The sequence below is a fragment of the Myxococcus sp. MISCRS1 genome (assembly GCF_026626605.1).
Classification (GTDB): Bacteria; Myxococcota; Myxococcia; order Myxococcales; family Myxococcaceae; genus Myxococcus; species Myxococcus fulvus.
Genome location: NZ_JAPNKB010000001.1, coordinates 1,993,553 through 2,017,204, shown reverse-complemented (window position 1 = coordinate 2,017,204; position 23,652 = coordinate 1,993,553). Strand labels below are relative to the sequence as shown.

Below are 23,652 nucleotides of genomic sequence, written 5' to 3'. Positions count from 1 at the left end.
CCCGCTCAGAGCCCCAGCTCCACGCCGATGCCCGGCGCGACGGACCACAGCGTCTCTCGCGAGCGGGAGCCGGGGTACCACTCACCGATGAGCTGGACGCGGAAGCGCTCCAGGATGGCCACGCCCACCAGGGCCTGCACGACGGCGCGGGAGCACGCCGTCACGCGGCTGGCGCCTCGGCCCTCGCAGCCCTGGGTGCCGTAGCGGTCATTCGCGCTGAACATCCAGCCGGCGCGCAGGCTGAAGCGGCTCTGCGCGAGGAAGGACTGGTCGGTGCTCGGCCGGAACTCCAGCCCTCCGACGGGCGCCAGCGCGAAGGACTCCTCCGTCCCGGAGGAGAGCACGTCCTCGAGCCCGCGAAAGCCGAGGGCCGCCGTGAAGCGCAGCCCGGTGGGCAGCTGCTCCTCGAACGCGGAGATGCTCACGCCCACCTCGCTCTGCACCGGCCCCATGGTGACGTGCAGCACCGTGCCCGGCGCGGCGAACGCCACCGTGTCCGCGGCGAGCTTGCCCGCGAAGCTGACCATCTGCCGGTCGTCGCCCGACTGGACCTCGGTGAGCCGGTTCACCGCCGCTCCGAGGGACTGGCGGATGCGGACGATGGCCAGGTCGCCCCGGCCGCGCGGCACGCCCAGATCCCGGAAGCTGAACCCATACGCGCCCAAAAGGCGCATCGAGTAGTCGAGCTCCGGCTCCTTGGGGCTCTTCCTCCAGTCGGGCCACTGCTCGGGTGAGACACCGGGCACGCGCGGGGGCGGCTCTCCGGCCATGGCGCGCTCGCAGTGCAGGTTGCGCCAGGTGGCCTCCATGTTGCCGGTGCCCGCGCTGGCGCAGGCGTCGTAGAGCTGGTCGAGCGACACCTGGAGCAGCGCGCGGAAGTCGGACAGGGCCTCTCCCTCGCAGACGCGCGGGGCTTCGGCGGCGCCGTCGTACACCGCGCGCATGCAGATGAAGGGGGCCCAGCTCCCAGGGTCCTGGGCGGGCTCGTCGCGGGGCCGGGCGAACGGGTCCTCGCCCTTCGTCACGTCGAGCAGCATCCGCCGGGCGTCGTACATGCCCAGGTAGAAGTCGAACGTGCGGAACTCCGTCTCGAAGAAGCCGAGGAACGCGAAGAGCGGCGCGCTGGCGGCGGGGAAGTGGCGCCGGGGCAGCACGAGCCGCCGGGCGATGTCGGGCTCCTCCTCCAGCAGCAGCGACAGCTCCTTGGAGCGCGCCGTGTCCACGAGCGCCGCGATGATGCCGCTGAGCTCGGTGGGCAGGGAGCGGGAGGTGGCGCGGGCCTGGGCGGGAGGGAGGACGGGGTACTCGGTGGCGTCCGGGTCCACGAACGCGAAGGCGATGCCCTTGGGCGTCTGCCGCACGCCGGGCGTGGGGACGTCGCGCCACTGCAGCCTGCCGTCGACGGAGTGGAGGCCGTCGCGGGCGAGCCCCACCGCGAGGCGCAGGGGCGCGTTGTCGAAGATGCCACCGTCGATGTAGCGCTCGGTCCGGGCCTCCCTGGGCAGACACACGGCGGGGGATTGGGACTCCTTGGCCACGCAGGTGGACAGCTCGTGCGGCGGGAAGGCCACGGGGAAGGACATCGACGCGAGGATGAGGTCGCGCAGCGCCTGGAAGCCGATTTCGCCCTGCTCGTCGGTGACGAGCAGCGGCTCCATGCGCCGGCTGCCGGGCGTCGTGTAGTTGGTGGCGGAGGGGGGCTTGCCCGGGCCGCGCCCCCGGATGCGGATGGCGAACTTCTCCTCGATGCGGGGCAGGGGCATGCGGCCGTTCGCGGCCATGAGCACGCGGGGCTCCACGCGCGTGGTGGAGACGCCGAACACCACGTCACAGGACGTGCTCAGCCCCTGGTTCCAGGCCTTCTCGATGTCGGCGGCGCCGCGCTCCAGCCACTCCCGCGAGAAGACGCCGAGCGGGGAGGTCGACGCGGGGATGAAGAGCTGGTTGAAGCCGACGGGCACCCACGTCCGCCAGAACAGGGATTGGTCCGGGGGCGGCAACTCGGCGCCACAGGACGCCATCACCGCGAGCAGCGAGTTCAGGCTCCCGGCCGAGGCGCCCGTCAACAGCCGCAGGTCCACCTCCTGGCTGCCCTGGGCCGAGGCGAGCGCGTAGTACAGGAAGCCCGCTTCGTAGACCCCCAGCGACACGCCGCCGCTGACGGTGAGCGAGACGGCGGTGGCGGGGACCCCCGACTCATCGAGTGGAATCGGCTGGGCCTTCGCGGTCGCGCCGCCGAGCAGGCACAGCCCGGCGAGGACGAGCGCCGTCGTGGAGCGGGAAGGGCGAGGGGCGGCGGTGACGTCGTTGGATGAAACACAGCCCGGCGTGCCGGGAACGGCTGAACCCATCCGGCGACCGTAGACCCGGGCCTCCCCGGGTGCATCAAGCTTCCGTGTCGGGACGTGTTGCTTCCTGGACACGGCGCGTGGAAGCCCAGGCGCGCGCCGCGTCCGGGGCCCATGGGCCCTCCGCGCGGAGCAGGGCTTCGCGTGAGGCACCGCGAAGGCACGATGGCGGTCGAACAGGTCGTGCTCCATCCCGATGAGGCTCCTGGCCCGGCGTTTCACCGCGCGCGGGGTCGAGGATGACCACGGCGGCGAGGAAGCGCCCGTCGGCCATGGCGGGGCCTCACACGAGACACCCCGGTGGCTGTCTTCACGCCGGTGGCGGACTCGCGCAAGTCCTCGTCCGTGCGTCCGTTTCACGGGCTCCGGCGTCGGACGATGCCGCTCACCCAGACATACCTGGGTCGCCGCCGCATCACTGGGAGCGTGTCCTGGGGCCGAATAGGCTTGTCTTGATTTGTCTTCACAGTCGAAGGAGCAACCCATGTCGAAGCCGTGGAGTGTCGTCGCGAGCATCCTCGTCGTGCAATTGCTGGCATGTGCCGGAGGAGGAGCGGGGCAGCCCGAGGGCCCTGCGGGTGAGATGCGCTTGTCGGTGCAGGGCCTGGCCCGCGGGGAGCTCGACAGCCTGGTGGTCACCGCGCAGCCCGCCAATGTCTCGCAAACCCTGACCTATTCGGCGACGTCGGACACCTTCGAGGGGACGCTCGTGTTGCCCGCGGGGGCGCAGACGCTGACGGCCGAGGGGTTCGTGGAGGACGGGACGGGGACCCCCGTGCTGGTCGCCAGTGGCACCGTGTCGGTGACCGTGGTCGCGGGCACCACGGTGGGCGTGTTCCTGGACATCCGGGATGTGACGCCGGCCACGCCGCAGCCGGACATCGCGCCGTTCATCCGGTCGGCCTTCCACGGGTCGGTGAACATGCCTACCAACACTTTCACCGAGCTGGCCGTGTCCGTCGTCGACCTGGACGGAGACCCCATCACCTACCAGTGGACGAGCGACTGTCCGACGAGCGTGTTCACCCGGCCGACCGCGTCGTACACGGAGTGGGGCAATTCGGTGCCGGGTCGGTGCACGCTCGAGGTGCGGGCCACCGCGCGGGGACAGACGGTGTCGAAGAGCCTTTCGGTGAACGTGTATTCATTGACGCCGACGACCGGGGATGTGGACGTGGAGGGGACCTACACTCCGCGCCCGCTCATCACGGCGATTCACGTGCAGGGACAGGGGCTGCCCCTGCAGCGCTTCCTGCGTGAGGACGCGGTGACGCGCTTCCCCTTCGTGGGGCCGAACCGGACCTTCCAGGTGGAGTTCTTCGTGGACTATGGCACGAGCCACGGCACGCGCACGGCGACGCTGGAGACGACGTGCGGCACGGTGGTGCGCGACGTGGACACCTGCGCGGCGAGCCCCGCGCCCACGTCCTGCTCCGTGTCGTACACGTGGACGACGCCCACCGGCTCGCCCTTGTGTTGGCTGAGGACCCAGGCCACCAACGGGACGCTGGTGGATGGGTTCACCGTCGGGACGATGGTGGATCAAGCGGTGCGCTGAGCACCTCCGGTCGAGACGCCCGCGGGGGCCACGACAGCCACCCGCGGGCATCGACCTGACCGGGAACTAGTAGCGGTAGGTGTCCTGCTTGAACGGCCCGGACACCGTGACGCCGATGTACGCGGCCTGGTCCGGCGTCAGCTCGGTGAGCTGCGCGTTGAGCTTCTTGAGCTGCAGCCGGGCGACCTTCTCATCCAGGTGCTTGGGCAGCACGTACACCTTGCCCACCTGGTACTTGTCGCTGTGCGAGTACAGCTCGATCTGCGCGATGGTCTGGTTCGCGAACGAGCTGGACATCACGTAGCTGGGGTGACCCGTGCCGCAGCCCAGGTTCACCAACCGGCCCTTGGCCAGCATGATGATGCGCTTGCCGTCCGGGAAGATGATGTGGTCCACCTGCGGCTTGATCTCCTCCCACTGGTACTTCTCCAGGGAGGCGACCTCGATCTCATTGTCGAAGTGGCCGATGTTGCACACGATGGCCTGGTCCTTCATCTTCGCCATGTGGTCGTGGGTGATGACGCTCTTGTTGCCCGTGGCCGTGACGAAGATGTCCGCCTTGTCCGCCGCGTAGTCCATGGTGACGACGCGGTAGCCCTCCATCGCCGCCTGCAGCGCGCAGATGGGGTCGATCTCCGTCACCCACACCTGGGCCGACAGCGCGCGCAGCGCCTGCGCGGAGCCCTTGCCGACATCGCCATAGCCCGCGACGACGGCGATCTTGCCCGCCACCATCACGTCCGTCGCGCGCTTGATGCCGTCCACCAGCGACTCGCGGCAGCCGTACAGGTTGTCGAACTTGCTCTTGGTGACGCTGTCGTTGACGTTGATGGCGCGGAACAGGAGCGTGCCCTTGGCGGACATCTCCTGCAGGCGGTGCACGCCCGTGGTCGTCTCCTCGGTGACGCCGAGGATCTTCGCCGCCTTGCGCGAGTACCACGTCGCGTCCTGGGCCAGCTTCGCCTTGATGGACGCGTACAGCTCCCGCTCCTCCTCGCTCTGGGGGTTGGCCAGGACGCTGGGGTCCTTCTCCGCGCGCTTGCCCAGGTGCATCAGCAGCGTCGCGTCACCACCGTCGTCCAGGATCATGTTCGGACCCTCGTGGTCGCTGCCCGCGGGGCCGAAGTCGAAGATGCGGTGGGTGAAGTCCCAGTACTCCTTCAGGGACTCGCCCTTGTGCGCGAACACCGGCGTGCCCGCGGCCACCAGCGCGGCGGCGGCGTGGTCCTGCGTGGAGAAGATGTTGCACGACGCCCAACGCACCTCGGCGCCCAGCGCCTGGAGCGTCTCCACCAGCACGGCCGTCTGGATGGTCATGTGCAACGAGCCGGTGACGCGAGCGCCCTTGAGCGGCTGCTGCTTGGCGTACTCCTCGCGGATGGCCATCAGCGCGGGCATCTCGCTCTCGGCGATCTTGATCTCCCGGCGGCCCCATCCGGCGAGGCCGAGGTCGGCGATGGCGTAGTCCTGCTTCTGCGTCTGCGTGGCGGCGGTCATGGCGTGTCTCCTGAGTTCAGGTTGCGTCGCGTGTGCTGGCGAGGTCCTGCCCGAGCCGCTGGAAACGGACCCACCCTCGCAAGCCACGCGTACAGGTGAGTGCCGTTGGGTCATTCCCTTCGAGCCTGGGGCCAGGGGCCTCGCAACACTCCTCGAAGTCCGGGGCAAACTACGAGAAGGCCCGGCGAATTTCAAAGGGAAGTTGCCGCCCCGGAGGGCAGGCATGCGGGCTCCACCCGACACCGGGCCTACAGGGTGGCCAGCGGTGGGAGCCCCTCCCCGCGACCGAGCGGGGCGGCGCCGGCGCCAGGGGCCGACGCGCGCCCGCGCGCCCGGGAGGGGCTACTTGCCCGACGCGCGCACCGAGCCGCCGCTGGCCCAGTGGTCCGTGGCGGCGCGCGTGAGGGTCTGCGCGAGCAGGTCCTCGAGCAGGTCCGCCTTGGCGATCTCCTCGGGCTCGAAGACGCCGAGCAGCGCCAGCTCCGGCTTCTCGCCGTACTGCTCCTCGCCCAGCGTCAGCCAGCCGGGGGTGTAGCTGGCGCCCACCAGGCCGTTGACCAGGGGGGCGATGCGCAGCGAGGCGCCGTGCGCGTGCACGGGGCCCGCGGGCGCGCCGTTGCTCTTCACCAGGCCGATGTCCTTGCCGGAGAAGCGCACCTCGAACGCGCGCGAGTCATCCCAGTGCGGCACCTGCTCCAGGGACAGGGACAGGGCGCCGTCGGACGCGGGGCCGGCCTCGCCGTTCGCCTTCTGGACGGCGGCCTTCAGGGCGTCGGAGACCTGGGAGGACAGCTGCGCCCAGCGCTCGCGCCGCGCAAAGGCCTTCCGGATGTTGTCGTTGATTTCCTTCAGAGAGGCACCAGCGTTCTTCGACGGCATGAAGTCCCCTTCGGGGGTTGGAGGGCAAGGCCGGATGCTGCCCTCCGCTCACGCATGGTGTCCAGGGGGCCCCCGGGCTTTCAGTCGCAGCCCTGGACGTCCTGGGTGATGTATCCGTTCCGGGTGGAGATGCGCCGGTCGTGGCACACCCCGGGGTGGCCCTCGAGCCGGTAGTGGTGGGTGGAGGTCCCCACCGCGTTGCGCTGCGCGCGGGGCACGCCCAGGTTGTACGCGGCCTCGCCCGTGAAGACGTCGTCGAGCTCGCGGTGCTCCCACGTCTGGAGCCCCCGGACGCCGAGCGCCCTCTCCGCGTCGCGCACGGTGATGCGGGTGGTGAGCCGGTTGGCCGGCGTCACGTCGATGTGCCCGTCCAGCACGAACTGCTTGTCGGAGCGGCTCACCGTGGGGAACACGTCCCGGCCGACGACGGTGACGGTGCTCGTGTCCCGCCACGTGGCGACGAGCTCGTCCGGGTTCTCCAGGTCCCCCACCCAGCGGTGCATGCTGGTGTTGGAGACGTCCTGCTCCACGGTGGTCAGCTCCCAGCCGCGCGAGGTGCGCAGGTAGCCGGACACCCTCAGGTGGTGGCCGCCCTGCGTGTCCACCTGGTGCCAGCCGTCCACCAGCGCGTACGTGGAGTCGTTCGACAGCGTCCCCAACTGGTGCTGGACGAGCCCGCCGGTGACGCGCGCGGTGCCCGTGTCCCGCCACACGAGCACGTTGGTGGGCAGGTCCCACCCCGGCCGTCCCTCGGGCACGCCGAGCACGCGCACGGTGAGCTGGTGCGGCTGACCGTCCGTCAGCAGGCCCACGAACGGGGTGAGGTCGTACTGGATGGGGCGGATGTTGAAGGCGCGGGGCGCGGGGAGCACGTACCAGAGGAAGGGATTGGACCAGCCACCGGTGTAGACGTGGGGGAAGGGCATCGCGATGCCGGCCACCCGGCCGTCCACCTCGATGACGACCTCGCGGTAGGGGCCGTCGTCGGCGGGGCACGAGTAGGGCACGACGATGGGCGCGGTGATGTACCAGAACTCCTCGCACCCGCCGCCGGAGCCCGTGGCGTAGACCTCCGCGACCAGGCGCGCGGTGTTGCGGGGCACCGTCACCTCGCCGACGAGCGCGCTGCCCTCGCGGCGCGGCTGGGTGAGCGGGAGCACGTCGCTCGCCAGGTTCGCGGCGGGCGCGTGGCCCCCCTGGGCCGGGTAGAACGTCAGGTACACCTGCACGTCCAGCACGCCCGTGTACGTCTCGTTCACCACGTTGCCGATGAGCATCCACACCGGCTGGGACCGCGCGAGGAGCGATGCATAGGCGGTGACGTCCTTCTCCACCGACCAGGCGATGCCCTCGCGCGAGGGCTCGGGCGTGGACGTCTTGAATATCGTCACGCCGCCCACCTCCAGGTGGCCCAGCCGGTCGTACTGGACGCCCTGCACCTTGCCCTCCAGGCGCAGCACCACCTTGCTCCAGGGGCCCGGGCACTCCGCGGGCGGCGTGAAGGTGCCGGTGAAGGGCGTGAAGTCGTCGAACCGCTCATCGACGATGCGCACGGTGCAGGACGGCGTCGGCGGCCGCGCCACGGCTGGCGCCGCGGTGCGCGGGTCGTCCCAGTCCGTGCCGAACTCGGGCGGAGGCTCCACGGCCCACGCCGGCAACGCGGCGCCCACCACCAGGAACACCGCGACGAGACTGCCAGGGAATGGCTTCACGGCTTGTCCTCTCCAAGTATGTAATTCTTGAATAGTAGGAGTTTGCCCTGACATGGGCAATGCGCGGCTGCGGGGACGTGGTTCGTTGAAGGAACGCGGGAAGAACGCGCGCGGCGTTCGTTGAGTGCTCGCGGTGCGAAGGATGACACCGCGACATCACCACACACCCGGGGGCCGGTCCCGGAGCGCAGGGGAATCCATATGCAGACAATGACTCACACCCGCCAACGTGGTTGGCGGACGACCACGCTCGCCGTGACGACGATGGCCCTGTTGGTGGGAGCCTGCGGGCCCGAGGCGCCCGTGCCCCAGGAGGAGCCGCTCACGGACACGGGGGCGGCGACCACGGCGGCCTTCGAGGCCTGGAGCGCGAAGAACGTCGTCGCGACGGAGGAGGGGCACTTCCTGGTCGAGGGGGACATGCGGATGCTGGACCTGGCGGAGGTCCGCCGGTACTGGGAGAGCTTCACGAACAATCCCAACGCGCTGTCTGTCTTCCGGGTGGGCGGGGCGGACGCGGCCTGGAGCCGCGCGGACCGCGAGGCCATCACCTACTGCATCCGTCCCACGGACTTCGGCGCGGACTACGACCGCGTGGTGGAGTTCATGCACCGCGCCGCCTCTGGCTGGGAGGGCGCGGCCAACGTGAAGTTCGTGCATTTGAAGGCGCTGGACTCGTCCACCTGCAATCGCAACAACAACCTGGTGAAGTACAACGTCGAGCGCAACTTCGCCTTCACGGGCCTGTCGGCGGGCATGGGGTTCCCCACGTACTCGCGGCCCACGCGCTTCCTGGAGCTGGGGCCCACGTCGACGTGGACGGATGCGGAGCTCATCGCCGTGCTGACGCACGAGTTCGGCCACGCGCTGGGCTTCGTGCACGAGCACGACACCGCGTCGGGCTGCGGCATGGTGATGACGGGCAGCTACCGGCCGCTGACGTGCTACGACGGCCGGGGCGCCATGCACTACCCGTCGATGCCGGGGTGGTTGGATCCGTCGCGCACGCTGAACTTCATCTCGCAGCGGGACGTGGAGGGCTCGCAGGCGCTCTATGAGGCGCCGACCAACGTGCTGAGCACGTCCAGCGGCACGGTGTACGCGCGCAAGCGCTCGACGGGTGACCTCTACCGGCGCGACGCGCTCGTGTGGACGTTGGTGGGTGGCCCTGGCCAGGCGTTCGTCGCGGTGGGCAACACGCTGTATGGCCAGACGCCGGGCGGCGGCTCTCCGGTGCAGTTCCTGGGCTCGAGCTGGGTGGGCATCGGCGGACCCGCGGGGCAGATCTTCGCCTGCGCGGGGGCGCTGTGCGCCACGGACAAGCTGACGGGCAACGTGGCCCGCTACAACGCGGCCACCGGGGTGTGGACCACCATCGGCGGGCCCGGCTCGCGCTTCGCGGCCACGACGACGCAGGTGTTCGGCCTGGGGCCGTGGCAGGACGACTACACGGCGCTCTACAGCGGCGCGGGCTCCTCGTGGAGCGTGGTGGGCGGCGGCGCCAGCGAACTGGTGGGCGGTGGGACGAAGATGTACCGGCTCACCAACGACAAGGCGTTCATCCAGCGCTACGACGGGGGCTCGACGTGGACGAGCATCGGCTACTCGGGCCGCAGCTTCGTGGCCGTGGGCAATGACGTGTACGGCCTGCGTCCGGATGGCTCGTTCATCATGAAGTTCGCGGGCTCGGCGTGGAACTCCATCCACGGCGCGGCGAGCAGGATCTACAGCTCCAACGGCTACCTGCTCGCGCAGAACCTGGACGACACCATCGAGCGGTACGACCCGGTGTCGAACACCTGGACGAACCTGGGCAAGCCCTGAGCGTCCCACCGGACCTGGGGGCGCTCAGGGAGCGTCCTCAGGTCCAGGTGCGTTGCTGGTTGCGCGCGTTCTTCTGGCGGAAGGCCTCCTCCAGGTCCACGCCGACGCGGTTGGCGATGGCGACCAGGTAGTTGAAGACGTCGACCAGCTCCTCGCCGACCTGGGCGCGCGCCGCCTCGGTCGGCGTGCCTTTTCCCTCGTCGTAGAGCTTCTCGTGGCGGCGGACGGCCTTGAACACCTCGCCGACCTCCTCGCCCATGAGGAAGCAGTTGTGGACCAGGTCCAGCTTCAGCCAGCCATGCATCGCTTCCAGCTCGTGGATGTAGCGCTGGTAGTCCTTCATGGAGGCGCCGGGGGGAAGTTCAATCATCCCCCCGTCTTCAATCACCGGGCGGCGGGCGTCAACCCCTGGGAAGGAGAGGGCCGCGTCGAAATGCCGCGGGAAGATCCGCGGACGCCTTCGTACCCCTGGGGCACAACACCCGGAGGTCTCATGCAACGCGGTGCATTCCTGCTGGCCCTGGCCAGTCTCCTGCCGACCTGGGCCGTGGCGGCGCCCCATGTCACCCGGCTCCCGCCCCAGGACGCGGCGGTCCATTGCAGTCCCGGCGAGCCGTGCACCCAGCCCACGACGGACGGCTGGGTCGCGCCGATGGAGTACGCGGACGGCAAGAAGTTCCCGCTGCAGGACTACGTGAATGGCGGGCCCAACGGCGAGCTGTACCTGCTCGTCAGCGACAACGCCGAGTACACCTCCGAGGAGTGCAACTTCGGGATGCCCGAGGCGGGCGGGATTCCCTCGATCCAGACCAACCCCTGCCTCTCTCAGACGCTGTTCATCGGCCTGCGCCTGCCTCGGCCCAAGGACGCCAACGGGAACTTCCTGGAGGCGTCTGGCTTCATCGATGTCTGGCTCGATGCCCAGCGCGACGCCACCATCAACCAGGTCCCCGGCGCGAGCGGACCGCGCTCCGAGGACCGCCACCTGCGGTTCCGCTACTCCACCGGCCCCAACGGGAACACCGCGCTGACGCAGCAGATGGGCAACAACGCGAACGGGTGGACGGGGCTGTCGGCCCCCAACCAGGCCTGGGCCACCACCTCCCTGGTGACGACGCCGAGCGCGGACCCCTCTCGCGTGCACATCGAGTTCTCGGTGAAGCTGCGCAGCAGCGTGCCGCCCATCGTCGGCAGCGAGCCCTTGTCCTCGGCGGTCCGCAAGCTGGGCCTCGCGCTCCAGAGCAGCCCTGGCGTGACGGCGGGCGCCACGCAGCGCGTGGGCGGCGGCATCTTCTTCAACGCGAAGAACCAGCCTCCCAACGGTCTGCTGCCCGCCACCTGGGAGACGCTCGAGCTGCGGGAGCACATCCCCATCCCCTTGAGCTTCACGATGTGGAACGTGGGGCAGATGCCGGACGCGACGTTCTGGGTCCCCGACGGCGGCTCGGGGGAGATCGACACCGTCGCCGCGAAAATCTACAAGAAGGAGGTCGTCTGCATCTCCGAGATCTGGATGTCCCATGAGCGAGGAGAGCTCGTCGAGAAGGTCAACGAGCTGCGCGCCGCCGAGTCGCTGCCTCCCATGCAGGCCGTCACGGAGCTGAACGACGACATCTTCCAGCCGCCCACGGAGACGACGGGGCTGGTGCTGCTGTCCTCACGGCAGATTCTTGAGGGTGGCATCCACCACTTCCCGTCCAACATGTGCACCGGCGCCGACTGCATGCAGGACAAGGGCGTCATCTGGGCGCGCATCGCCACGCCGGCGGCCACGGTGCCCGTCACCGTCATGGAGGACACGGGCCTGCCCAAGCTCTCCACGGCCACGGACTACGGGGAGTTCGTCGACGTGTTCTGCACCCACGTCAACGCGGGCGAGAACACGCCGGGGCCGGACACGGATGCGCGCGAGGACCAGTTCTTCGACATCATGGCGTACGTCCAGCAGGTGAGGAAAGGCGGGCCCCTGAATGCCAATACCTATCCGTACCTGCTCGGCGATAACGACATCTTCCCCCAGGGCACCTGGCCTGGCGGCCTGGACCGGCCCGCCTTCCTGCTCGGAGACCTGAACACGATTGGACCCAAGGCCACCGAGGCCGACTCCAACTTCTCCGCCTATCAGGACATGGTGGGGCCCAACTACCTGGACATCAGCGAGCGCACCGAGTTCGAGGAGGCCAACAGCTTCTTCTCCGAGTCCCGCGACCTGGCGCGCACCTCGTCCGGCTCGGACCCGATGGCGACCGGGACGTGGCTGACCAGCACCTGCACGGACCTGGTGTCGGACCAGCTGGCTGGCTTTGACCGGCTCGACTACGTGCTGGTGTTCCCGCCCGCGAACACGCTGGAGTTCCCCGCCTACGCGCTGCTCAAGGAGCCCACGGCGAGCGTCGAGCCGCACTTCGACCCCGACTCCGGCATCTCCATGGAGGTGGGGGGCTCGCCGCAGTTCTTCCAGCAATGCCTGTCGGACCACGCGATGGTGGACGTGGAGGTGGCCCTCACGAAGGTGAAGGACGTCGTGAAGTACAACCCCGCCAAGCCGCACCGGATTGAATACGCGGTGAAGCAGGTGACGGACCTGGAGACGGAGAGCGGCTGCTGCGCGGATTGGTTCACGCCCCGCGTGCACATGACGGCGAATGGCTTCTTCCGGGAGAACGCATACCTCGACATCGTCGAGGACCAGACCATCTACCCGAACTGGCGCGTGCAGACCGGGCCGAGCAATCCCACTCAGTTCCCGGACCTGCCCGCCAACTTCACGGGGGTGGTGAACATGACGTCCGCCATCTGGGAGGAGGATGTCGGCCCGAATGACCACTACGACTCCATCCCCGAGGGAGGCTCGAGCCTGGCGGTGGATGACCGGGACGGCCACTTCAGCTTCTTCGCGTCGTCGGGCCTGGTGCGCCGGGTGAAGGGGGAGTCGAGCGCCAATGACTGGCTCACGGGACTGGAACTGATGGGGAGCTTCCTGAACGGCTACGAGAACGGCATGTCCCTGGAGACGGAGGGGACGGACCATGACTCGGGTGACAACGCCCGGGTGCGGCACTTCATCCAACTCAAGGAGCTGGAGACCCCATGAGCGCAATGATTCGGACGTCCGCGGTGCTCGCGTGGCTCCTCGGTGGGGCGGCCCATGCCGTCGAGCCGATGGTGCCCTACGACAACTTCAACCCCTCGGAGTCCAACCCGCCTCGCGCGACGAAGGTGCGAGGCATCGACCCGGCGCGCTGGGTGGACGTGCAGACGGGGAGCCGGCAGCAGGCAGTGCGGGAGCTGGCCTTCACGCGGCTGCGGCTGAGCAGCCGGTCCAACACGGGGGCGGGGCGCTACGGCCTGCGCTTCAGCCAGCCGTCTGCGGTGACGGCCATCGAGGCGAAGGTCCGGGTGAACAACGCCCGGAGCACGGGGTGTGAGCTGTTGCAGGGCGGCGCGTCCCAGGGAGCGGCGGAGCTGTCCGGCCACTTCTTCAACGCGGCGACGCCGAGCCGGGCCAGCGCGAAGGACGACGTCACCGCGTCCATCCGCGTCGTCTCCCGGTCCACGGACCCGCTGGGCTCCCAGGACCTGCGCGTGGAGGCGCACATCGAGCGGTGCCACGACGCCTCGTGCACGGCGCGCGGCTCGCTCTTCACGGCGGACCTGGGGCAGGTGCACCAGGGAGAGCAGACCCGGCTGCGCGTCCAGTGGGACGCGGCGAATGACCGCTTCGTGTTCCAGCGCGACAGCCAGCCCGAGGTGTTCGGCGCCTACACCGTCACGGACACCCAGGCTCCGGGCATCGCCAGCAAGGAGCTGGTGGTGAGCCATTCCGTGCCCACGTGCGCGAGGGGGAGCCCCAGCCCGCTGGCGTATGTGAATGTGTACTTCCACGACGTGGGGGTGAATCAATCGGCGGCGCCCGCGCCCTGAGGTCGCGAGTCGACGGACGATTCGTCCTGGTGCGGCGAGAGCTCGTGGTGTCTCGCCGCCCGCGCTCGTGGAGTGCTGCGTCATCATGACGAACCCGGCGGGGTCTTGTTCTTTGCCCTGGTGAGTGCTTGGTTCCCGACCTGTTTGAAGAGGGGGAACACACTCATGAGTCGTGGCACGAGACGGATGTCTGGCATCGCGTTGTTGTGCGTGTTGTGGATGGCGGGCTGCTCTGGGAGCGCGCCCGAGGAGGCGACACCCGAGCTCGGCACCTCTCGCGCCGCGGAGGGGTTCTCCCGTCAGGGAACGGTGCTGGCGGGGCGCAATCACTCACTGGCCCTTCGCTCGGATGGGACGGTGTGGTCCTGGGGTGGCAACACCTTCGGACAGCTGGGCAACGGCACGACGCGTTCGCGCCCTCACCCTGGTCGGGTGTGGCGCTTGTTCGACATCCGCTCGCTCGGCGCGGGGGAGCTGCATTCGCTGGCGCTGAAGTCGGACGGGACGGTGTGGGCCTGGGGCAACAACCTGAATGGACAGCTCGGAGATGGGAGCACGACGTCACGCCCCGTCCCCGTGCCGGTGTCTGGGTTGACGAACGGCGTGGCCATCGCCGCGGGCTTCTCCCACTCGCTGGTCCTGAAGTCGGACGGGACGGTGTGGGCCTGGGGCAACAACGCCGCGGGACAGCTCGGGGACGGGACGACGACGCGGCGCGTGTCCCCGGTGCAGGTGCAGGGCCTCTCCGGCGTCATGGCCATCTCCGCGGGCAACGTCCACTCGCTGGCGCTGACGGCGGATGGTCGGGTGTGGTCCTGGGGCGGCAACGCGGATGGGCAACTGGGGACCGGAGACCTCGTGGGCCGCTCGCTGCCCGCGGTGCTCCCGGGCCTGACGGGCGTGACGTCGGTGTCGGGCGGTGGCTCGCACACGGTGGCGCTGCGGGTGGATGGCACGGTGTGGAGCTGGGGCAAGAACGATGACGGACAGCTCGGGCTGGGCTCCACGGCGGTGACGCTGGTCCCCACGCAGATTCCCGCGTACGGCGGCGTCGAGGCGGTGGTCGGCGGCGGGCAGCACACCGTGGCGCTGAAGGGGGATGGGACGGTGTGGGCGTGGGGCAGCAACGCGCGCTCCCAACTGGGAGACGGGACGATGCTCCCGCGGCTGTCTCCCGTGCAGGTGCCAGGGCTCACACAGGTGCGGGGTGTGTCGGCGGGCGGCGGACAACACTCGGTGGCGGTGAAGGCGAGCGGCGAGGTCTGGGCCTGGGGTTCCAACAGCGACGGTCAGGTGGGGGACGGGACGTACCTGATGAAGTCGATGCCCGTGGCGACGCGCGCGTGGCTCGAGCGGGCCGAGGCCTCCGCAGGGGTGGGGCACTCCCTGGCCGTGAAAGCGGATGGCGCCGTCTGGGCCTGGGGCAACAACCAGAGCGGGCAGTTGGGCAATGGGTCGACGGTGTCGTCCTGGAGTCCGCTCCGGGTCACGCTTCCGGGGGCCTCCCTGGCGGGCTCGGTCGCCGCCGGAGGTGTGCACTCGATGGTCCTCCGGGAGGACGGCACGGTGTGGGCCTGGGGCGCCAATGGCTACGGCTCCATCGGAGATGGGACGACGACCTCGCGGCCAACGCCGGTCCAGGTGCAGGGGGCGTTGGTGGCCACGGCCGTCGCCACCGGAGTCCGTCATTCGCTGGCCTTGAAGGCGGATGGGACGGTGTGGGCCTGGGGCTGGAACTCCATCGGACAACTGGGAGACGGGACGGTGCTCACCCGGCTCTTGCCCACGCAAGTCCCGGGATTGTCGGGTGTCGTCTCGATTGCCGCGGGCGAGGCGCATTCGTTGGCCTTGAAGGCCGACGGCACGGTCTGGACGTGGGGACACCACAGCCCGTCCTGGATGGAACTGGACCCCGATGATCCACCCCCGCCGGGGCTCGTGTCTCCGCTGCAGATGCCGGGGCTCGCGGAGGTGGTGGGCGTGGCGGGCGGCAACAGCCACTCGCTGGCGCTCAAGTCGGACGGAACGGTCTGGGCCTGGGGCAACAACGATTCGGGGCAGTTGGGAGACGGCACCTTCACGTCGCGGATGACGCCGGCGCAGGTGGTGGGGCTGTCGGGCGTGGTCGCCGTGGCCGCGAACGGCCTGTACTCCAGCGCGCTGAAGGCGGACGGGACGGTGTGGACGTGGGGCGCGAACTCCTCGGGGCAGCTCGGCGGAGGAATCTCGCTGTCGCGCGCGCTGCCCGCGCAGGTCGCGAGTCTCTCCACGGTCCGGTTCCTGGGCGCGGGGCAGGCGCACTCCCTGGTGGTCAAGGACGACGGGACGCTGTGGTCCTGGGGGAACAACTACTCCGGTCAGATTGGGGATGGGGCGCAGGACCTGACGGCGTTCCCCGTTCCGTCCCTGGTGACGCGCGCGCGTGGGGTGGCCGCGGCCTCGAATGTCTCGATGGGTGTGACTCCCGAGGGCAAGGTCCAGACCTGGGGTGCGAACACGTGGGGGCAGTTGGGAGACGGAACCCGCATCACCCGGCCGGAGCCCGGCGAGGTGGCCGGGCTGACGGGGATGATGGCGGTCTCCATGGCGTATGACCATGCGTTGGCGCTGAAGTCAGACGGGACGGTGTGGGGCTGGGGGTCCAACTCCGGAGGCGTATTGGGAGACGGGACGCGGATGCAGCGCTTCACTCCCGTGCAGGTCGCGTCCGCCCTCCGGTTCCAGGCCATCTCCACGGGCTCGGCTCACAGCCTGGGGCTGGCGGAGGATGGGACGGTGTGGGGCTGGGGCGGGAACATGCATGGAGAGGTCGGGGATGGAACACAGACCCTTCGCTCGTCGCCGGTCCAGGTGCAGGGGCTGACGCAAGTGATTGCCATCTCCGCGGGGAACTCGTTCTCGCTGGCCTTGAGGGCGAACGGCACCGTGTGGTCCTGGGGGAGCAACATGAGCGGCAGATTGGGGAACAACTCGACGGTGTCGCGCTCGGTGCCAGGCCAGGTGCCGGGGCTCACGGGCGTCACCGCCGTGGCGGCGGGGAACGGCCATGGGCTGGCCTTGAAGGCAGACGGCACGGTCTGGGCGTGGGGGGCCAACGCCTACGGCGAGGTGGGAGATGGGACGACGGTCAACAAGCTCGTGCCCGTCCAGACGCGCGTGTTGACGGGGGTGACGTCCATTGCCGCGGGGGTGAATCACAACCTCGCCATCACGGTGGGGGGGCTGGTCTGGGCTTGGGGACGCGACGAGCGGGGGCAGCTCGGAGACGGAGCTCCGTCCGCGGCGACGCTCCAGCCCGCGAGGGTGAGCTCGCTGGGGACCGCCGTGGCGGTTGCCGCGGGTGGGGACCATTCCCATGCCATCCTCGCGGACCGGAGCCTCTGGTCCTGGGGTGGCAGTAGTTACGGACAGCTTGGCTCCGGGCTGTCCCTGGTCCGGGCGGCTCCCGTGCAGGTCTGGTGAGTCGGGAGACGCGATGCGTGGGTGTAGCCAGGGCCGTCACGCTCCAAGTCTGGGGTGTGACGGTTCGGGTCACAAACCAACTCACGCACAGGGAGTCGTAGTGTTGGGTATGGTTTTTGTAGCCGGGTTGCACTCTCCGTCGGGATTTCCCTGCGGACATCGGAGTGCCCCATGCGCCTGAACCTGACCCACGGCTCTCGTTTGCTGGCCGCAGTGTTTGCCCTTGTCCTGCCCTCCACGCAGTCCTTGGCAGAGGAGCCGGTCTGCGTGGAGTCCCGCGGGCTGAAGCACTGCGGCCTGAACGGCGCCTCGGTGAAGAGGACGGAGGAGGGCGTCCGGGTGGAGGGCCAAGATTCCTCCGTGAAGGGCGGCGTCGTCATCCACACGGAAGCGGCCACGAACTGGACGGCGGGAATGTTCATCGAGGGCGTGGGGGATGAGCAGACGTCCCAGACAGTCTTCTCCTCCACGTCGAAGGAGGGCAATACGAGCACGGCGACCCTGGAGCAGGTGAATGGGAAGGTGGGTTATTCGGCCGCCTTCTCCCGGAACGGGGAGTCGTCGACCTACTCCGTGTTCATCTATCGTGACGGCACGCTGCAGGCCTCCATGGGAGGCATTCGCAGTGGAGAGGTCCTGGTCCACTCGGTCCAGAACCCCGAGCTGCCGCCCATCGTGCGCCCTCTTGGCATGACCTACGATGCTTGCATGCAGGCCTGCTTCAGGCTCTCCTGCGCCTATTGCGAGCATTTGTATAATGGCGCCCAGCGCACCCTTCCTGGAGGGGCCCGCGAGTGGCAGTTCGACGTCTCCCATCCAGAGCTCCACCTCAAGGACGGGCGTGTCGTGGAGGGGGACGAGGTCGTCATGCGCGAGGAACTCCACAAGTCGAAGCGTCAGCTCCATCCGTTGGGCGCCGAGCAGATTCAGATCCAGACCACGGCTCCGGCCATCGAGCTGCGTGACGAGAACGTCACCCGCGCCTGTTCCACCCGGTAGCGCCCCCAGCGAGTCGAAGCCTGTCAGGAGTGAATGGGCCGCGGCGCTCCGGGTTGAATCCGTGGGTAGTCTGATTCAGATGAGAGGATTCCTCAGGCCGCCTGCGGCAATGCGAGTTGTTCGGCGTCTGGAGGCCCTCCTGGCGCCAGATCGGGTGTGCTCTGTCTGGACACATGCGGTGGCCATCTAGCCCCAGGAAAATGCGGATGCGATGGTAGGTGTACCTCGGATACCCCGGCGCCAGCTCTCGCATCCGCTCTACGACAGGCCGCACTTTCTGGGCCTTGTGCGACGCGTTTCCGAGGGACGAGCGCGGCGCTGTCCACCCGCCGAGTATGCATGCTGCTGCGGGTGGACAGCCCCGTGCTCGGGCATACTCCACCTACTTCCTTCGCGAGGTGGCTCGGAGGTAACCGTCTGGGTTGGCGCGGAAGCGCCAGCCCATGATGCGAGGGACGCTCCGCTGTTCGAACTGCTCGCGAAGTCGCTGCCAGTCGTGAACAGTCTCTAACGGAAGTCTGCGCTCTATTTCGACGGCTCGAGCCCTGCTTGGCGGTCTAGAAAAAGAGAGAGTTCCCCTCGGTTCGCGAGGTCGCGTCCCCGCGTGAATTCCTCGAACATGGGGGCGGGAGCCAGCCAGTACGGCAGGTCGGTCTGTCCAGCCATTCCGCCTTCTCGGAATATGGCGTCACTTGGAACTCTCTGATCCAGCTTCACGAAGAAGACAACACCGCCGACCATCAATCGCACCATGTTGATCCCGCTTTTCCTATCGAACTGAGGTGCTCGGTACGCAAAGACCCCATCATCGCCCTGCTCTCGCCGGAGCCGGAATCCGACTGCGTTCACGCTTGAGTGGATCGGCGTGCCTCGGAAGGAGATGTCCTCCAGTATCGCTCTGTACGGCCCCAACTGGATGCGCCCCAGGGCGGGCTTGGTTGATGCGTACTTCCACAGGAGAGCGGCAAGAAAGCGGATGATGTCGTCACCCCGGGTGCCAGCAAGCCGATGTATACCCTCCGGCTTTCCAGCGGCGTCGGCCCGGAGAGCATCGAGAGATTGCTTTGCGCCTCCTTCCCACTTTCCGATCGTGTTGTCGCAGTCACGGCATAGGATGTCCCTATCCCAGATGCCGGACTGGGTGTCCGCATACTCTCCGGAGTCGCGAACAATGGCATGCGCCTTCCCGACCTGGACCTCACGCGCGAAGGCCTTGGGGATGAGGTGGGCTTTGATAGTTTTGGAATCTCTGCAGATTAGGCACGGCATTCGAAACTCCTGTGCAGGCGACAATAGCCCCATCAAGCGCGTGGTCCTCGTGAGGCGCCAGAGACCGATAGCCAGTTCTGAGGAACCCGTCCGTGGATCATCGGTGCTGAATCTATACCTTCGGCTTTCTTACTCGAACAAAAATGCATCCATCCGACCGTCAGCATCCGGCAGTTAGAGTGCGTCCAGATGGAGCCGGAGGGCACTCTCCACCCGGCGCAGACTCACTTGTCTGGGCGGCCGGTGCCTTGCCCTCGACACCCAGCACACAGCAATCGCACAAGATCGTGCATGCTATATTCTGGCATGGCCCCCGGCCGCGCCGGGCCTCACTGCCCTGAATGGAGCGGATGGAGGAAATGACATGCCGAATCGACTGGTGTACTGGTGGCACATCCGGATGACAATCAGCGGTACGAAAACCGCTGGAACTCGACGATGGAGCAGCTCCTATTCATCACGACGAACCCGAAGATCTTGACCCAGTGCCAGCGTGCATTGGACGGCAGCAACCAGTGGGTCTACGTGCAGAGAATGGCTTACGGGCGTCACAAAAGCCGCGTCATCGGCCGCGTGAAGGTGGCACGGTTCGACGAGGAGGAGCTGCGCGTATGGTTCGAGAACTGGGAGGACTATGACGCCGCACCCGCGCCAGCGTTCGGAGGTTCTACTTTCGCCAACTTTCCCGAGTGACACGGCGGCACTCCAACTTTCGCTTTGCTTCGCGGCGGCAACGGAGACCCAGTTGGCGCGCGAGTGCGCTTGCGGACAGAATGAAATTACTCCAGTCTCGTGGCTCTCCCTCACATGGTGTAGAGCCCCCTCGGGAGAGCAGGCAGACACGGCAGACTGCTGGTGGCCGGAACAGGTAAAGGGTGTGCTTTAAGGGCTGTTAGTAACCCGAGGCGTGAATCAGACGACTGGCCCGGGAAGTCACGACGCGCGGCACGGAGCTGAAGATGCTCGTCACGCGAGGAACGGCGCCGTAGGTTCTCGACCATGGGCAGCGCTTCTTCGAATTGCACGACGATGTCCAGGTCCCAGGACGGTGGCACCTGGATACGCCCGTTGATGACAAGGGCCGAGAGGTGCATGCGCCGGACCGGTTCCGGCAGGGCACTCCGGTCCAGGTAGAGGGGCGCCCGGGCATCCCCGTCGAAGCACCAGGCGTGCCCTTGGACTTCACGGAGGCAGGGCTGCGCATCCCGGTCGTCCACGTCAGGGTCGCCGAGCTCTTCGCGGAGCTGGCACCCGCGGACGTTCAGCTCATCCCCGTGGATATCCAGGGGCACGCAGACCAGTACCTGCTGCTGGTCGCCACCCGTCTCATCCGTTGCATCGACGAGCATGCTTCCCGCATCCGGCTTTGGACCCACGAGGACGGAGTGCCCGAGAAGGTGGGGCACTACGCTTCCGTGAGAGACCTGCGCATCGACAAGTCGAAGGTGGGAACCGCCAGGGTGTTCAGACCCGAGGGCTGGACGGGCGCCCTCATCGTCTCGGAGGAACTCAAGCTCGCGCTGGAGCACGTCAATGCCACGGGGGTGAAGTTCACGGAGGTCTAGCAACCTCCCAAACGAAACGGCGGCGACCTCCACCTGGGAAGTCGCCGCCGTCGGTGCAGCTCAGCCGTGAATCACTCCACCCAGTGCTGGACCGTCAGGATGCGGAAGTCCGACGCGGTGTCGACGAAGAAGTGCACCTGCACGCCCGCCCACGGGCCGTTCTCGTAGTGCATGTGGCAGCCCTTGAACGTGCGGCCCGCGGTGCGCGCGGCCAGGTCCGCCTTGCCGTCCGTGACGATGTCGGCGTCAATCGCGTTGTACCGGTTCGCCGTGCTCACCGCGCTGTGGACGTAGTTGCGCACCTCGGTGGCGTCCGCCAGGTAGCCTCGGTCCTCGAACTGTCCCGAGCGGCCCGTCAGGTCGATGCCGAAGCAGTCCGCCGAGGCGAGCCGGTCCGTGCCGTAGGCCCCGTCCAGGATGGTCTCGATGTTGAACCCCGTGCTCATCTTCACCTCCCACTCGTCTTCCGGCAGCGCGTTCACCGCGGACACCAGCATGTCCAGCGAGTAGCCGATGGTGGCCGCGTTGCGCAGGTTGCGCAGGCTCACCGCGCCGATGCCGAACGCGTCGGAGATGCCCAGCACGCTCGTGAACGGACGCAGGTTGATGAGGCTCGTCGCCCCGTTCCACGCGTACGGCAGCACGGCGTAGAGCGTGTTCGTGCTCGCCGTGTTCACCAGCGTGACGATGGCCGCGGCGTCCGACTGCGACAGCGCCAGCTCGTCGTAGATGCCCAGGCAGCTCTGGTCGATGTACTCCTCGGCACGCGCGCCGTGCTCCAACTGCTTCAGCCGCACCGGGCCCATCTCCGAGACACCGGAGAGCCGCGCCAGCGTCGTGAAGGGCGCCACCGTGCGAGCCGCGATGATGTTGTTGGCCGCGTCGCTGGGCAGATACCGGTCCAGCTTGAAGAAGCTCGCCGTGTTCGCGAACTGCAGGATGCCTTCACACTCCGGCGCCACGTCGACGTCCGTCGTGGTGAGCGGCGCCTGCTCGTTCTGGACCGTGTCGGCCGGCGCGGAGGGCTCGGCCGGCGGAGCGGATTCGGTGGGACCACAGCCAACCAGCAGACTCATGGAGAGAAGGGCTGAGCCGAGACGACGCATCGAGGACACCCGTGGGGACAGCGAGGGAGGTGCTCCCTTACCCAGGCCCTCGGGTAGCAGGCAATCCGTGAGACAGATGAAATTTTGTGATGACAAGAAAAGTGTCACCAGCGCGCGACTCCGGCCCGGTGGATGACACCGAATCGTGACGTGCGGTGGGTTTCTGGACCTCCGGGTGGGAGTCGGGCATGCCGGAGGGCTCCACCTCGGGGATTCGCTCTGGCGGCCCCACCCGGCGAAGGAAGTGCATGCGAGCCTGTCCGTGCTGCCTGGAGACGCTGACGCCAGGTCTGCTGGGCTTCGGGAGCCGGCGCCTCGCGGGCCACTGCGAGGCGTGTGGCGACGCCGTCTGCCAGTCGTGCCTGAGCGTCGAGTCGCTCGCGGCGGCGGTGTTCCAGAAGCGCGCGGGCGCCTCCGAGGCGGGGTCCAGGAAGGTGAAGGGGCGGGTGTGCCGCTCGTGCCTGTGGGAGGCGCTGGTGGAGGCGGGGCGCACACCTTCTTTCGCCGCCCCTCGCGGGCAACGTGAGCGCGCGCGCCGCGCCGCTCGGGAGACCTGTACGCATGCCGAGGTGAAGGCCTGCATGGGTTTCTGCCCCACCTGTGGCGACGAGGTGGTCTGGAAGAGCGAGCACGGCAACCCCGCGTGCGAGGCCTGCGGCGCGCCGTCACATCGGTTCTTCAACTGCTGCTGGAACTGCGGGGAGTCGTTCGATGAGCAGAACGTCCCCCAGTCCGTCGCCCGCGGATACCGGCTCGACTTCGACTGCGACGCGGAGGACTGCGCGGGGAAGCTCGCGTGGCTGATGCCGTTCTGTCCGTGGTGCGGCGAGGAGAAGCACTGGGAGCATCCCGGGGCGCTGGAGTGCGAGGCCTGCGAGGTCCAGGTGGACCGGGGCTGGGCGTTCTGCGTGCGGTGCGGTGAGGAGGCTCCGCTCCCCGACGCGTGTCCCCGGTGTGGCGTGGGCCTGGACGAAGCCGCCTCCGCCGCGCGCTGCGAGCAGTGTCAGCACGTGGTGTGCGGTGAGTGCTGTGACGTCGTCGTCACCGCGTCCGGAGGTGAGTCGCGGGAGCGGCTGTTGTGCTCGACCTGTGGCGAGGGCGCCGAGCCCGTGGCCGACACGCGCGCGCCCGAGGAGCCCGACCCCGAGCCCTCCGAGGCGGAGGAGGACGCGCCCCCCGAGGACGACGAGGAGGAGGCCTCCGAGGAGGAGCCCGCGCCGCGGCCCCAGGCTCCACCTCCGTCACCGTGGGAGGTGCTGGGCGTCGTCCGAGGCGCGCCGCTGGCGGACGTGAAGCGCGCCTATCTCGCGCTCGTCGCCCAGTACCACCCCGACAAGGTGGCGCAGCTCGGACCGAAGCTCCAGGCGCTGGCGCAGGAGGAGACGCGCCGCATCATCGAGGCGTGGGAGCACATCCGGAAGCACTCGCGCCCCAACGGGTGACGGCCGCGCTCGCGTGCGCCGTGTTTCGGAGTGAACGAGTGCTTCGGCGGGGCATCCGCGCCGCACG

At 68.5% G+C, this 23,652-nt stretch carries 16 protein-coding genes and 1 riboswitch; of the genes, 9 read left to right on the top strand and 7 right to left on the bottom strand.

Going from position 1 to position 23,652, the window contains the following annotated elements; genetic code table 11:
* Positions 1 to 5: 5 nt before the first annotated feature.
* Entirely contained in the window at positions 6 to 2,351 is a 2,346-nt protein-coding gene (locus tag OWM54_RS07640; RefSeq protein WP_267697060.1) for a patatin-like phospholipase family protein, read from the bottom strand.
* Positions 2,352 to 2,832: 481 nt separating this feature from the next.
* On the opposite strand from OWM54_RS07640, the gene OWM54_RS07635 reads away from it, so the two are divergent.
* The gene (locus OWM54_RS07635) at positions 2,833 to 3,906 is read left to right on the top strand and encodes a hypothetical protein (RefSeq protein WP_267697059.1); all 1,074 of its coding nucleotides are present in this window, start codon (positions 2,833 to 2,835) and stop codon (positions 3,904 to 3,906) included.
* Between the two features lie 66 nt (positions 3,907 to 3,972).
* Here the strand turns inward: OWM54_RS07635 and ahcY are convergent, their stop codons facing one another.
* The 3 genes from ahcY to OWM54_RS07620 form a co-directional block, all read right to left on the bottom strand.
* A complete protein-coding gene (gene ahcY / locus OWM54_RS07630; RefSeq protein ID WP_267697058.1) occupies positions 3,973 to 5,403 on the bottom strand; it encodes an adenosylhomocysteinase in 1,431 nt (476 codons plus the stop codon).
* A gap of 90 nt (positions 5,404 to 5,493) precedes the next feature.
* Positions 5,494 to 5,561: riboswitch (S-adenosyl-L-homocysteine riboswitch) on the bottom strand.
* A 184-nt stretch (positions 5,562 to 5,745) separates the two neighbouring features.
* Positions 5,746 to 6,282, bottom strand: a complete 537-nt coding sequence (locus tag OWM54_RS07625) for a hypothetical protein (RefSeq protein WP_141332477.1) — start codon at positions 6,280 to 6,282, stop codon at positions 5,746 to 5,748.
* An 80-nt stretch (positions 6,283 to 6,362) separates the two neighbouring features.
* A complete protein-coding gene (locus tag OWM54_RS07620; RefSeq protein ID WP_223785304.1) occupies positions 6,363 to 7,994 on the bottom strand; it encodes a peptide-N4-asparagine amidase in 1,632 nt (543 codons plus the stop codon).
* A gap of 201 nt (positions 7,995 to 8,195) precedes the next feature.
* Here OWM54_RS07620 and OWM54_RS07615 point away from each other — a divergent pair, with 201 nt between their 5' ends.
* Positions 8,196 to 9,818 (top strand): M57 family metalloprotease, encoded by a 1,623-nt coding sequence (locus OWM54_RS07615; protein ID WP_267697057.1) that lies wholly within the window; start codon positions 8,196 to 8,198, stop codon positions 9,816 to 9,818.
* 37 nt (positions 9,819 to 9,855) lie between these two features.
* On the opposite strand, the gene OWM54_RS07610 is transcribed toward OWM54_RS07615, so the two are convergent.
* Positions 9,856 to 10,188: a MazG nucleotide pyrophosphohydrolase domain-containing protein gene (locus OWM54_RS07610; RefSeq protein ID WP_267697056.1), complete on the bottom strand. Its 333-nt coding sequence runs from the start codon at positions 10,186 to 10,188 to the stop codon at positions 9,856 to 9,858.
* 123 nt (positions 10,189 to 10,311) lie between these two features.
* On the opposite strand from OWM54_RS07610, the gene OWM54_RS07605 reads away from it, so the two are divergent.
* From OWM54_RS07605 to OWM54_RS07590, 4 genes are all read left to right on the top strand, one after another.
* A complete protein-coding gene (locus OWM54_RS07605; protein ID WP_267697055.1) occupies positions 10,312 to 12,912 on the top strand; it encodes a hypothetical protein in 2,601 nt (866 codons plus the stop codon).
* Positions 12,909 to 13,742, top strand: a complete 834-nt coding sequence (locus OWM54_RS07600) for a hypothetical protein (RefSeq protein ID WP_267697053.1) — start codon at positions 12,909 to 12,911, stop codon at positions 13,740 to 13,742. Before OWM54_RS07605 ends, OWM54_RS07600 begins: the two co-directional genes overlap by 4 nt.
* A 186-nt stretch (positions 13,743 to 13,928) precedes the next feature.
* Positions 13,929 to 17,204, top strand: a complete 3,276-nt coding sequence (locus OWM54_RS07595; RefSeq protein ID WP_267697051.1) for an RCC1 repeat-containing protein — start codon at positions 13,929 to 13,931, stop codon at positions 17,202 to 17,204.
* A gap of 267 nt (positions 17,205 to 17,471) precedes the next feature.
* The gene (locus OWM54_RS07590; RefSeq protein ID WP_267697049.1) at positions 17,472 to 18,203 is read left to right on the top strand and encodes a hypothetical protein; all 732 of its coding nucleotides are present in this window, start codon (positions 17,472 to 17,474) and stop codon (positions 18,201 to 18,203) included.
* 525 nt (positions 18,204 to 18,728) lie between these two features.
* On the opposite strand, the gene OWM54_RS07585 is transcribed toward OWM54_RS07590, so the two are convergent.
* On the bottom strand, positions 18,729 to 19,472 hold the full coding sequence (locus OWM54_RS07585) for a hypothetical protein (protein WP_267697048.1): 744 nt from the start codon (positions 19,470 to 19,472) through the stop codon (positions 18,729 to 18,731).
* A 438-nt stretch (positions 19,473 to 19,910) separates the two neighbouring features.
* On the opposite strand from OWM54_RS07585, the gene OWM54_RS07580 reads away from it, so the two are divergent.
* On the top strand, positions 19,911 to 20,165 hold the full coding sequence (locus tag OWM54_RS07580; RefSeq protein ID WP_267697046.1) for a hypothetical protein: 255 nt from the start codon (positions 19,911 to 19,913) through the stop codon (positions 20,163 to 20,165).
* A gap of 326 nt (positions 20,166 to 20,491) precedes the next feature.
* Positions 20,492 to 21,037 (top strand): imm11 family protein, encoded by a 546-nt coding sequence (locus OWM54_RS07575; RefSeq protein ID WP_267697045.1) that lies wholly within the window; start codon positions 20,492 to 20,494, stop codon positions 21,035 to 21,037.
* Positions 21,038 to 21,108: 71 nt separating this feature from the next.
* On the opposite strand, the gene OWM54_RS07570 is transcribed toward OWM54_RS07575, so the two are convergent.
* Positions 21,109 to 22,113 (bottom strand): hypothetical protein, encoded by a 1,005-nt coding sequence (locus tag OWM54_RS07570; RefSeq protein WP_223748957.1) that lies wholly within the window; start codon positions 22,111 to 22,113, stop codon positions 21,109 to 21,111.
* A 278-nt stretch (positions 22,114 to 22,391) separates the two neighbouring features.
* Between OWM54_RS07570 and OWM54_RS07565 the strand changes: the two genes are divergently transcribed.
* A complete protein-coding gene (locus OWM54_RS07565) occupies positions 22,392 to 23,585 on the top strand; it encodes a J domain-containing protein (protein ID WP_267697043.1) in 1,194 nt (397 codons plus the stop codon).
* Positions 23,586 to 23,652: the final 67 nt, after the last annotated feature.